At 69.6% G+C, this 12,349-nt stretch carries 7 protein-coding genes; 4 read left to right on the top strand and 3 right to left on the bottom strand.

Annotated elements, in window-relative coordinates:
* Positions 1–3: 3 nt before the first annotated feature.
* Positions 4–1,308 (bottom strand): extracellular solute-binding protein, encoded by a 1,305-nt coding sequence (locus ABZ904_RS09470; protein WP_360999313.1) that lies wholly within the window; start codon positions 1,306–1,308, stop codon positions 4–6.
* Positions 1,309–1,447: 139 nt separating this feature from the next.
* Between ABZ904_RS09470 and ABZ904_RS09475 the strand changes: the two genes are divergently transcribed.
* On the top strand, positions 1,448–2,473 hold the full coding sequence (locus ABZ904_RS09475) for a LacI family DNA-binding transcriptional regulator (protein ID WP_361822213.1): 1,026 nt from the start codon (positions 1,448–1,450) through the stop codon (positions 2,471–2,473).
* A 73-nt stretch (positions 2,474–2,546) separates the two neighbouring features.
* Here ABZ904_RS09475 and ABZ904_RS09480 read toward each other — a convergent pair whose 3' ends face one another.
* A complete protein-coding gene (locus tag ABZ904_RS09480) occupies positions 2,547–4,208 on the bottom strand; it encodes an RICIN domain-containing protein (RefSeq protein WP_359400892.1) in 1,662 nt (553 codons plus the stop codon).
* Positions 4,209–4,834: 626 nt separating this feature from the next.
* On the opposite strand from ABZ904_RS09480, the gene ABZ904_RS09485 reads away from it, so the two are divergent.
* Positions 4,835–5,113: a hypothetical protein gene (locus tag ABZ904_RS09485; RefSeq protein WP_360999310.1), complete on the top strand. Its 279-nt coding sequence runs from the start codon at positions 4,835–4,837 to the stop codon at positions 5,111–5,113.
* Positions 5,110–6,657, top strand: a complete 1,548-nt coding sequence (locus tag ABZ904_RS09490; protein ID WP_359400898.1) for a cytochrome bc complex cytochrome b subunit — start codon at positions 5,110–5,112, stop codon at positions 6,655–6,657. The genes ABZ904_RS09485 and ABZ904_RS09490 overlap by 4 nt, the downstream gene beginning before the upstream one ends.
* Here the strand turns inward: ABZ904_RS09490 and ABZ904_RS09495 are convergent.
* Positions 6,568–9,666, bottom strand: a complete 3,099-nt coding sequence (locus ABZ904_RS09495) for a glycoside hydrolase family 2 TIM barrel-domain containing protein (protein WP_361822217.1) — start codon at positions 9,664–9,666, stop codon at positions 6,568–6,570. The genes ABZ904_RS09490 and ABZ904_RS09495 overlap by 90 nt on opposite strands.
* A 285-nt stretch (positions 9,667–9,951) precedes the next feature.
* Here ABZ904_RS09495 and ABZ904_RS09500 point away from each other — a divergent pair, with 285 nt between their 5' ends.
* The gene (locus ABZ904_RS09500; RefSeq protein WP_361822220.1) at positions 9,952–12,345 is read left to right on the top strand and encodes a SpoIIE family protein phosphatase; all 2,394 of its coding nucleotides are present in this window, start codon (positions 9,952–9,954) and stop codon (positions 12,343–12,345) included.
* Positions 12,346–12,349: the final 4 nt, after the last annotated feature.

A 12,349-nucleotide genomic window follows, 5' to 3' on the forward strand; every position in this document is an offset into this window, starting at 1 on the left:
GTTTCACTCGGTGGGGAGGGCCTGCATGGCCTTGATGAAGCCGTCGGCGTCGATCTGACCGTTGAAGAACTGCTGCACGGCCTGGTGCATGGGCGTGTTGGCGGACGGCGGGTAGGCCTGGTCCCAGGAAAGCTGGAACGAGGGGGCCTTCTTCACCAGGTCGTACTGGAAGTGCGAGTAGGCGGGGCTGGCCGAGGTGTCGAGGAACTTCTCGGTGTTGGTGGTGGTGGGCAGGTTGCCGATGCCCATCTGCGCCTTGACGAACTCGTCGGAGTACATGAGCTTCAGGAACTTCGCGGCTGCCTCCGGGTGCTTCGTCTTCTTCAGCACCGAGTAGAAGTTGTTGGTGTTGCCGACGACATCCGCCGGGTCGCCCTTGCCGCCGGTGATGGTCGGGAAGGTGGTGTATCCGAGGCCCTTGGCCGCGAAGTCCTTCGCGTCCTGCTGCTGCTGGGCGTAGTACCACGAGCCCATCAGCTCGAAGGCGGCCTTGCCCCTGGCCACCAGCGCGGGCGACGCGCCGTTCGTGTACTTCACGGAGTCGAAGTTGGTGCCGAAGGCGCCGGCGTCGACGAGCTGCTTGAGCATGCTCAGCGCCTTCTTGCTGTCCGCGCTCTCCCAGGCGCTCTTGTCACCGCCGAGGGCCTTCTGGAAGAGCTCCGGCCCGGCGACGCGGTCGTAGACGTACTCGAACCACATCAGCGTCGGCCACTGGTCGCCGCCGCCCAGAGCGATCGGGGTGACCCCATTGGCCTTGAGCTTCTTGACGGTGCTGAGCAGCTCGTCCCACGTCTGGGGCGGCTGCACTCCGGCGTCGGCCAGCACCTTGCTGTTGTTGAACAGCAGGACGGGCTGAGTGCCGCGCATCGGGATGCCGTAGGCCTTGCCGTCCACGACGGCGCTGTTGAACACCGACGGCAGGAAGTCGGACTTCAGCGCCGGGTCGTCCTTGATGAAGTCGTCCAGCGGCAGGAGCAGATCGGCCTTGACGAACGGCTGGATGCTGCCGCCGCCCCAGTTGAAGAAGATGTCCGGCGCCTGCGGCGTGTTGATGATCGTCTGCAGCTTCTGCTGGTAGTCGGCACCCGGAATGGTGTCGAGCACGGCCTTGACGTCCGACGTCTTGTTGAAGGTTGCGACGATCTGCTTCTCGACCTTGTTGCTGGCGTCTCCATAGACGAGGACGTGGATCTTCCCGTCGTCCGACGACCCTCCGCCGGTCCCGCTGCCGCAAGCCGAGAGGCTCAGCGTCAGGGCGAGCGTCACACCGCCGGCGAGCAGACGGGGCAACCGCACTCGTATCTTCATCGTCTACCTTTCGAAAGTTTCGATCTCATCATCGAAAGTCGCTGCTGCCCGGACAGTAGGTGCGCCACCCCGCGTGGTCAACGGGCGTGCATGCGCGCGACCAAACCGTTACCGGCGGTCAGTGGCCTATCCTTCCGACATGCGTGATGACGACGAGGTGGTGGACGGCCGGGTGACGCTGGCCTCAGTGGCCGAGCAGGCGGGCGTGTCGCTGTCGACGGTTTCGAAAGTTCTCAACGGTCGCTCCGATGTCGCCGAGGCCACCCGCACCAGGGTCGAACAGCTCCTCGACCTCCACGGCTACCGCCGCCGGGCTCAGGGCGCGCCCCAGGCACCGCTCATCGAGCTCGTCTTCCACGAGCTGGAGAGCGTCTGGGCCATGGAGCTCATTCGCGGGGTGGAGAACGTCGCCAAGGAGAACAAGGCGAGCGTCGTGCTCACCGAGAGCGGCACGCGGCACGCCCCCGCGCCGGACTGGATCGAAGGGGTCCTCAGGCGCCGGCCGCTCGGGGTGGTCCTGGTCTTCTCCGCCCTCCCGGACAAGGTGAAGAAGCAGCTGCGGTCGCGGGCCATCCCGTTCGTCATCGTGGACCCGGCCGGTGATCCCGACCCGGACGTGCCGTCCGTCGGCTCGGCCAACTGGGCCGGGGGCCTCGCCGCCACCCGTCACCTCACCGACCAGAGGCACGAGCGGGTCGCCATCATCACCGGCCCGGAGGACATGATGTGCTCCCTCGCGCGGCTCGACGGCTACCGGTCCGCCATGACGATGGCGGGTCTCGAGGTCGACCCGAGCCGTGTGCGCTTCGGCGACTTCCATGTGCAGGGCGGCTTCGAGCACGCCATGGAGCTGCTCGACCGCCCGGACCGGCCGACCGCCGTCTTCGCCGGCAGCGACCTGCAGGCGCTCGGTGTCCTGGAGGCGGCGCGTCTGAAGGGCCTCAGTGTGCCCGGGGACCTGTCGGTCGTCGGGTACGACGACGTCCCGCTCGCCCAGTGGTCCAGCCCGGCGCTGACCACCGTCCATCAGCCGCTGCGGCAGATGGCCGAGGAAGCGGCCCGGATGCTGCTGCGCCCCCACGACCCCGTGAAGTCCGCCCTGCGGATCGAGCTCGCGACCCACTTGGTGGTGCGGCAGAGCACCGCACCACCGAAGACCGCCTGAGCCCGCGCGCACGTGCGGGGCGGCAGCGCACCTCCTCCTCGGCCTCCCGGTCTCGTCCCCGTCCGGCGGCTCCTCACAGGTTCAGGTCCGCCGGGCGGGGCGACCGCGGTGCCCGCGTGGTCAGTGGCCGGCCCGTCCCGGCGATCGACAGGGACTTCGGCTCGGCTGATTGCCCGTCGGTCGTCCAGCGCTGGAGATCGGAGCCGTCACGTGTCTTCACCACGATGTCGGCGCCCGGGTCGCCGTGCGCGGGGGCGACAGCGAGAGCCTCGCTCCAGCGCGGCAGCAACTCGCCCTGCACGGTGAGGTCGTAGCGGACGTCGCCGGAGCGCGTCCGGCCCCCTTCGCACGCGGCGAGCGTGACACCTCCGTCGGTGGCGTGGGAATCGAGACAGAGCCCAGGGTCGGCGACGCTGCGCAGCAGTCCGTCGCTCTCGTACGACCACTGCTGGGTCCATGCCGTCGAGCAGGGAGCCAGCCGCGTGCCCGCGCCGGCCTTCACCGCGCCGTGGATGTCGAGGCAGAGGCCGGCGGCGACATTGCGCAGCCTGGTCTGCTGAGGGGCGGTGGTCACCCCGGCCGTGCCGGGCGGTGCGGACAGCGCGGGTGGCCCGAGGGTGCCGGAGCCGGGTGAGAGCGTCGTACGGCCGCCGCTCGCGCTGGTGGAGACCACCGGGTCGGCGCCGTCGTCGCCCTGCCACATACCGGTGACGAGAAGCGTGGCGAGCACGGCCGTCGCGGCGATGCCGACGCCGGTCAGCAGCGCCCTGGGCCCCGGCTCCCAGGTCGCGATACGGCGCCCCGGGGAGGGGATCCCGGGCAGCATGCGGTGGCGCCCGCCGCCGCTCGGGCGTCTGTGGCCCGTCCCCGGCCCGCCGCCCGAGCGGGGGGTGTACGAGGCGCGGCCCGGCCGGGAGTCGAGATAGCGCCGCGCGCCCCAGCCCAGCACCGCTTCGGCCAGCAGCCCGCCCAACCCACCTTCGAAGTGGCTCAGTTGCTCGGCGGCGGAACGGCAGTAGCGGCACTCCAGAAGGTGCTGCCGCACGTCCGGGAGCAAGGCGCCACCACGGCGAATGGGGACGTCCAGGAGCCGGTTGTGGAAGCGGCATTCGTCGGTCGGCGCGAGTTCCCGGTGGGAGCGCACACAGGCTGCCCGGAATTGTTCGCGCGCCTGTTCCAGCGCGGCCGCCGCACTGTCGGAGTCCATGCCCAGCAGAACGGCCGGAACGGATATGTGCTCGGCCTCCACCTCGGTGTGCCACAGCAGACATCGAGCGAGTCCGGGCAGAGTGTGGAAAGAACGTTCGGTGAGACCGCGGTTTTCGCGTGTCATGGACTTCGCGGTACGCATACCGCGAGCCCCCGCGGGTTTCCCGAGTTCCGGCAGGGCACCGGATATCCGGTCCTCGGCCGCCCACTCCCGCACCGTGTCCCGCACCGCCACGAGTATCTGGGGCCGCAGCGCCGCCGCGGAGCCGGAGCGCTGGAGCTGTCCCAGTATCCGGTGGAAGGCGGTGGCCGTGACGATCGAGGCGACGTCCGCCGTGGAGGAGAGGCAGATGGCCGCGTAGTCGTGCGCGGCCCGCCAGTGCCGTGCCATCAGCAGCGCGACGGGCTGGGTGACTTCGCCGACCGGACGGCCTCTGAGTCGCACGGCGAGGCTCTCGTCGGACTCCCCTGGAGCCATGCCGGGACGGGGAGGGTAGGGCGGACGCGGGGGGCGGGGGGTGTGCACTGAGCGGTTTCCTTCCAAGGCGCAAGGTTGCACACGGAGTTCTGGTCGCCGAAAGGAGCCGGATTGGTGCGGACCTTCTGGGCGGGTGCGTGGGAAAAGGCCGCGGCCGGGCTGCACGCCGGCCGTCGGAGGATGAGCCTTTTGAGCTAGTCCGGCGACCCGGAATATCGAGCAGCGACGGGGACCCGTCCATTACCCATGCGTAGGAAGGTCACCTTGGCACACGTCGTTGACGGCCAACAAGCCACATGAACAACATCGGTACCAAGGTGAAACGGACGATGCCCGGCATCAACTGCCGCCACTCGTACCGACTTTCGAAATTCCAAGCGACCCGTTGCGAAGAGCACACACATTTCCGGCCCCGGTCGGCGACCCGAGGGCGAGCCGGCACCCGCCGCGGTGCTGGGGGCGCGCCATATCTGCCAGGGCCTAGCCGGTCGACGGAGCCGTAGACGTCGGCCTTGCCGAGCATCGGCTCCCGGGTGAGGTCCACCAGGGCGCCGTACGGCGGCCTTCGGTGACGTCGTGAACGATGAGATGTACGTCACATTTCACCGTCCCCTGTCACATTCGGACCCTCTCCCGGGCTCGCAATGGTGAGCCCACCTCAGGGAGGCACAGTCATGCCCGAAAGGACCGACAACGCGATCGGGGACCAGAACGGACTCCCGGTCAGCGACAGCACCGGCACCGCGACCCGGGTTTCCGTCGATCACCGCGCACTGCTCGACGCGATCGCCTACGACATGTTCGGCGCCGAGGGCGCCCCGGACCTCTGCCCCACGGACGTACGGCAGTTGGCGCACCGCACCCCTGCGTCGCGCGTCTTCCTCGTGCGCGACCCCGACACGCTCGCGCACACACCGCGGGACCACGGGGCGGGACGGGAGGTGTCGGCATGACGACGACCGGCCGACCGCCCGAGAAGGCCTCCTCCGGGCAGCGGGTCGCCGACTGGTTCGACGGACGGCTCGGCATCCACTCCCTGGGCCGGCAGTACCTCCGCAAGGTCTTCCCCGACCACTGGTCGTTCCTGCTCGGCGAGGTGTGTCTGTACAGCTTCGTCGTACTGGTGCTGACCGGTATCTATCTGACGCTCTTCTTCCACCCGTCGATGAACGAGGTGGCATACCACGGGAGTTACGTCCCGCTGAACGGCATCCGCATGTCCGACGCGTACGCCTCGACGCTGCACCTCAGCTTCGATGTGCGCGGCGGTCTGCTGGTCCGGCAGATCCACCACTGGGCCGCCCTGATCTTCGTCGCCGCGATGCTGACGCACATGATGCGGCACTTCTTCACCGGCTCGTTCCGCAAACCGCGTGAGCTGAACTGGCTGTTCGGCTGGCTTCTGCTCGTCCTCGGCATCTTCGAGGGGCTGTTCGGCTACTCGCTGCCGGACGACCTGCTGTCGGGAACCGGGCTGCGGTTCGTCAACGGCGCGCTGCTGTCCGTGCCGATCGTGGGCACGTATCTGTCGATGTTCCTCTTCGGCGGGGAGTTCCCGGGCCACGACCTCGTGCCCCGTTTCTACTCCTTCCATGTGCTGCTGGTCCCCGGGATCATGGCGGCGCTCGTCGTCACTCATGTGCTGCTGGTCGTCTACCACAAGCACACACAGTTCGCGGGCCCGGGAAAGACGGAACGCAATGTCGTGGGCGCTCCGTTCTTCCCGGTGTATCTGGCGAAGGCGGGCGGTTTCTTCTTCCTGGTCTTCGGGGTGATCACGCTCGTGGCCGCAATGGCGACGGTCAATCCCATCTGGGTGTACGGCCCCTTCCGCGCCGACCAGGTGTCGACGGGTGCCCAGCCCGACTGGTATCTGGGATTCGCGGAGGGACTGGTCCGCATCATGCCGGGCTGGGAGATCGATCTGTGGGGTCACACGCTGGTCCTGGGCGTACTGATCCCGGTGGTCGTCTTCCCGCTTCTCCTGGTCCTGATCGGCGTCTACCCGTTCATCGAGGCGTGGGTCACCAAGGACCGTCGCGAGCACCATCTGCTGGACCGCCCGCGCAACCGCCCGGTCCGCACGGCCCTCGGCACGGCATGGCTGAGTCTGTATCTGCTCCTGCTCGCGGGCGGCGGCAACGACATCCTGGCCACGCATCTGCATCTGTCGGTCAACGTGCTGACATGGACCTTCAGGATCGCCGTGCCGGTGGTCCCGGTCGCGGCCTTCGTCGTGACCCGGCGCATCTGTCTGGGACTGCAGGAGAAGGACCGTGAGCTGGTGGAGCACGGCCGCGAGACGGGGATCGTCAAGCGGCTGCCGCACGGCGAGTACGTCGAGGTGCGGCAGCCGCTCTCCCCGGCCCGGCGGTACACCCTGACCGCCCACCAGCGGGAGCTGCCGTCAGCCGGCCGGGACCTCCAGTCTGCTGACGCGCACAGCGCCGTCGGCGGCACCCGGGTGGGCGCTGGTGAAGAGGAGGCGGAGACGTGAGCCGCGGACCGCGTCGAAGGTGATCACGGTGGGCGCGTCGGAGGCCGTGGCCCGGTCCACGGCGGCTCCGGTCACGGGCCGGTACCGCCGGCCGTCCCAGACCGAGACCTCGACCGAGGCGGGCGCGGTGTGGGTCGCGTCGACGGTGAAGGACACCTCGACGCGGTCGAAGGACCGTGCCCGCCCCCAGTCGACCGAGACCCAGTCACTCGCCCGGGCACCGCTGAAGGCGGGCAGCAGTGCGGTGGCCGACTTGACGAAGGCGTTGGACCAGCCGGTGGCCGGGTCGCCGTCGAGCATGGCGGCGGGGAGGGTGTCGGGGCGGCCGGAGTAGCCGGCGTCCGCCACGGGGTAAGCGGGGGCCGCCGGGTGGTCGGGCTTGAAGACGGGCGCCGGGGTGGTCGCCCGCGACGGCGCGCCGGTGGTGCGTACGGTCGCGGTGGCCGTGCGGAGACCGTCGGCGCGCGCCGTCACCTTGAGGCTCCCCGCCCTGGTGCCGGACCGCACGATGGCGAGTGCCTTGCCGTGGAAGGCGGTCCGCGTGCTGGCCTGATAGCGTTCCGCGCTCTCCTCCCGGCCGTTGTCGAGCCCCGCGAGTGAGCCGCCCGCCACGTCGAACGTGATCAGGTGCTCGGCGTCGGGCACCACGACGCCATGTGCGTCGACGACTTCGGCGGTCACGAAGACGAGCGAGCGGCCGTCGGCGGCGAGGGACGAGCGGTCGGTCGTGAGCCGAAGGGCGTGCGCGTCGTTCGCCGTCCGCAGCACATCGCCCGCGACGACCTTGCCGTCCCGTCGTGCCACGGCCTTCAGCTCGCCCGGCTCGTACGGCACCTTCCAGGTGAGATGCAGCTTGCCGGCACCGCCGTTGGGGCTGGTGTAGCTGCCCGGATAGGGGCCGCCGGTGAACGTCTTGTCGTCACCGGTCGCCTCGGTGGTCTCGAGGTAGGTCCGTCCGTCCGTGGTCGTCTTCGTGTCGAACTTCCGTATGCCGAGGGACTTTCCGTTGAGGAACAGCTCCACGGTGTCGACGTTCGCGTACGCCCACACCTCGACCGTGTCGCCCGCCTCGTGGTTCCAGCTCATCGGCACCAGATGGACCATCGGCTCGGTCGTCCACTGGCTGCGGAAGAGGTGGTACATGTCCTTGGGGAATCCGGCGGTGTCGACCGCGCCGAAGAAGGAGGCCTTCACCGGGAACACGTTGTACGGCGTGGGCTCCCCGATGTAGTCGATGCCCGACCACAGGAACTGACCGGCGAACCACGCGCGGTCCCGGTCCTTCTTGTGCCCGTACTCACCGCTCATCGTCCAGCTGGCGAGGTTGTTGTCGTAGGAGGAGGTCCCACGGCGTCCTGGCGTGTAGTTCTCACCGGTGTTGAGGTGCTCGGGTTCCTGGTAGGTGCCGCGGGTCGAGGTCTCGGACGACGACTCGGACTCGAAGAGGAAGAGGTGCGGATAGGCGGCGTGCAGGGCGTCGACCGACTGGGCGGTGTTGTAGTTGAGGCCGAGCCCGTCGAGTTTGGCGAGCATGAGGTCGGCCGCCGAGCCCTTGGCCGGCACGCGGCGGTATTTGTCGGAGCCGATGACGAGGGGTCGCGTGTCGTCCGCGGCCTTGATGGCGGCGATGATCCGGTCGGCCATGGCGAGCCCGGCGGTGGAGGTGGAGTCGGGGATCTCGTTGCCGATGGACCACAGCACGACGGCCGGGGAGTTGCGGGCCGCGAGCACCATCTCGCTGGCGTCCTTCTCGCACCAGTCGTCGAAGAACCGGTGGTAGTCGTAGGTGGTCTTGCCGGTGTGCCAGCAGTCGAACGCCTCCACCATCATCACGATGCCCAGTTCCTCGCAGACCTGGATCATCTGCGCTGAGGGCGGGTTGTGGGAGGTGCGGAAGGCGTTGACACCCATCGACTTCATGATGGTCATCTGCCGGCGTACGGCGTCGATGCTGATCGCCGCGCCGAGGGCGCCCTGGTCGTGGTGGAGGTCGACACCCTTGATCTTGGTGTGGGTGCCGTTGAGGTGGAAGCCCTCGTCCGGGTCGAAGCGGTAGGACCTGACACCGAAGGTGGTGCGGAAGGTGTCGGTGCTCACGCCACCCACGCGCAGCTCGGTCTCCAGGGTGTAGCGGTGCGGAGTCGCGAAATCCCACAACCGGGGCTTCGGAACCGCCAGTTCGTGGGTTTCGTCCTGCACGTCGCCGACGGTGATCGTGGAGGACGCATGGGCGACCGTACGGCCGTCGGGGTCCCTGACGCTCGATCGGACCTCGACGTCCACCGCGGCGCCCGACTCGTTGACGACGGAGGTCCGCGCGCGGACGACGGCGCGCGACTCGGTGATGTCCGGCGTCGTGACATACGTGCCCCAGCGGGCGACGTGCACGGGCTCGGTGATCACGAGGCGGGCCTCGCGGTAGATACCGCTGCCCGAGTACCAGCGGCTGCTGGGGAGTTGGTTCTGGACCTTGACCGCGAGGACGTTCTCGGTCCTGCCGTCGGTGTGCAGCAGATCGGTGAGGTCGACGGCGAAGCCCGTGTAGCCGTAGGGGTGCCGTCCCGACTCCGTGCCGTTGCAGTAGACGTACGAGTCCATGTAGACCCCGTCGAACTCCACCGAGATGCGCTTGCCGGCGAGCGCGGGCGGCAGCGTGAAGGCGAGGCGGTACCAGCCGAGGCCGCCGGGGAAGAAGCCGGTGCCGCTGGTGGTGCCGTGCTCCGTGGTGGGGGTCTGCTCGATGCTCCAGTCGTGCGGCACGGCGACCTCGCGCCACCCGGAGTCGTCGTGGCCGGGTGCGGCGGCGTCGGCGTACGCGCCGGTCGGATCGGTGATGCCGCCCGGGTTGACCAGCGCGAATCGCCAGCCGTCGCGCAGGGCGACGGTTCGTCTGCCCGGCGTGTGCGTCGCCGCTGCGGCCTCGGCTGCGCCGGCACCGGCGCCGAGCAGGGCGCCGGCCGCCGGGGCTGCCGTACCGGCGATCAAGATCGTTCTGCGAGTGACCGTCATCGTGGCTCTCCCTCATCAGGGCCCAGAAGTACTCACAACTCGTCACGAACAAACGGATTCTGACGGGGAGACATGTGTATGCGTCAAGGGTTCGTCGCCGCACTTCTGGCGCGGGCGTCACGGGGCCGGGCACCTGGAATCGGCTCCGACGGAACGGCGCCCGCCCCTGTGACACGGGACGGATCGCCCCTCCGCGCCGACCGGGAACGAAATCCGGCCACGCACTAGGCTGGAACACGAGTGATGCGCTTGGTCACTGCGGGTGCGCGCAAGGGAGTGGCGTCGATGAGCCCGGTTCATCCCTCCGGCGAGGCCGCCTCGGCCCGGGCAGTCGTCGACGAGAACGGCGTTCTGGTCCGATGGAACGAGAACGCCCGCCGATTGCTCGGCTACGCGCCGGGAGAGGCCGAGGGACGCCCCGTCACCGACCTGCTCGCCCCGGACAGCTCGCTGCCGGCGCCCGAACCTGACGGCACCCGCTGGAGCGGGACGGTTCAGCTGCGCCATCACGACGGCCACACCCTGCTGATCTGGCTGCTCGCCCACCACCGGCCGCATGACAGTGGCGGCGACTGGCTGGTGGTCAGCCCGCTGGGATCCGGGCCGCGACGCGAGTACGACGCACTGATGAAGACGGCCCTGCACTGCTCCCCCTGCGCCCTCGCCGTCTTCGACGAGAATCTGCGGCTGTGCGGGGTCAACGAGGCCATGGCCAGGGTGATCGGGCTGCCGCTCGAGCACATGCGGGGCCTGCGGCTCTCGGAGATCGGCGGGAAGCCCGAGACCGAGGAACTGGAGCGCGAGGCCCGGGAGGTCCTGGAGAGCCAGCAGATGCGGGAGGCCCCGACCCGCCTGCGCGCCGGCGGAGCGGACCCCTCGCATACCTGGCTGGCCCGGCTCGCCCCACTCACGGACAGTGACGATCGACTGCGGGGGGTGTGTGTCACCCTGCACGACTTCACCGAGCAGTTTCGGGCGCGCGAGCGGTTGCAGCTGGTCAACGAGGCGAGTGTCAGCATCGGCACCACCCTCGACGTGACGCGCACGGCGCAGGAACTGGCGGACGTGTGCGTGCCCGCCCTCGCCGACTTCGTCACCGTCGACCTGCTGGATCCGCCGTCCGACGGGGGCGACCCCTATCCGACCTCGCTCACCGCGCCGATCGCCCTTCGCCGGGTCGCCCACCGGTCGATGGACCCCGAGGCCCCGGAGGTGCTGATCCAGCTGGGGCAGACCGGCCTCTACCCCGACGGTGCTCCCCAGGCCGACTCCCTTGTCGCCCGCCGGACGATCGTCGCAGCCGACGCCGCCACCACGCTCACCAAATGGCTCGACCGGGACGCTTCCCGTCGCAGGTGGGTGACCGATCTCGGGGTGCACTCGACGATGTCGGTACCGATCACGGCCCGCGGCGGAACGCTGGGCGTGGCGGTGCTGACCCGCTACCGGCGGCCGGACCCCTTCACTCCCGACGATGTGCTGCTGGCCGAGGAGATCACGGCCCGGGCCGCCGTCTGCATCGACAATGCCCGCCGCTACTCCCGTGAGCGCAGGACGGCCCTGGCCCTGCAGCGCAGCCTGCTGCCGCGCAGTCTGGCGCGGACGCAAGCGGTGGAGGCCGCCTCCCGGTATCTGCCCGCGGCCCGCGCCGGTGTGGGCGGCGACTGGTTCGATGTGATCCCGCTGTCCGGGATGCGGGTCGCCATGGTCGTCGGCGACGTGGTCGGCCACGGCATCCAGGCCTCCGCGACGATGGGCCGCCTGCGCACCGCCGTGCGCACGCTGGCCGACATCGATCTGGCACCGGACGAGTTGCTCACCCACCTCGACGACCTCGTCGTCCGTCTCTCCCAGGAGGCGGGGCACGAGGACATCACCGGCGAGGTGGGGGCCACCTGCCTGTACGCGGTGTACGACCCGGTCTCGCGCCGGTGCACCCTCGCACGGGCGGGCCATCCGGCCCCGGTGATGATGCAGCCGGGCGAGCTTCCCCGGGAGATCAAGCTGCCGGGCGGGCCGCCACTGGGGCTCGGTGGGCTGCCCTTCGAAGCGGCCGAGATCGACCTGCCGGTGGGCACGGTGCTGGGCCTGTACACCGACGGGCTGATCGAGAGCCGCGAACGTGACGTGGACGCCGGCCACCAGCTGCTGTGCTCGGCCCTCGCCGGGCCCCCGGGGTCCGCACCGCCCGGAGATTCGCTGGACACGGCGTGCGACCGGATACTGCGGGAGCTGCTTCCTCTGGGCGGAACGGCCGACGATGTGGCGCTGCTGCTCGCCCGCACCAACGGGCTGCCCCCCTCCCGGGTCGCCACCTGGAGCATCCCCGCCAATCCGGCGCTGGTCGCGGCGATCCGCAAGCAGGTCGTCGCCCAGCTGGGGGCCTGGCACCTGGACAGCGCCGTGTTCACGGCCGAGCTGGTGGTCAGCGAACTGGTCACCAACGCCATTCGGTACGCCGACCCGCCGATCCGGCTCCGGCTGATCCATGACGAGGTCATACTGATCTGCGAGGTCTCCGACAGCAGTCACACCGCCCCGCATCTGCGCCGGGCGCGCTCCTACGACGAGGGCGGCCGCGGTCTTCTCCTGGTGGCCCAGCTCACCCAACGCTGGGGCAGCCGCCACACCAGCGAGGGCAAGACCATCTGGGCGGAGCTGAGCCTGCTGGAGGAGTGACGCG

The sequence above is a fragment of the Streptomyces sp. NPDC046900 genome, from assembly GCF_040644975.1.
Classification (GTDB): Bacteria; Actinomycetota; Actinomycetes; order Streptomycetales; family Streptomycetaceae; genus Streptomyces.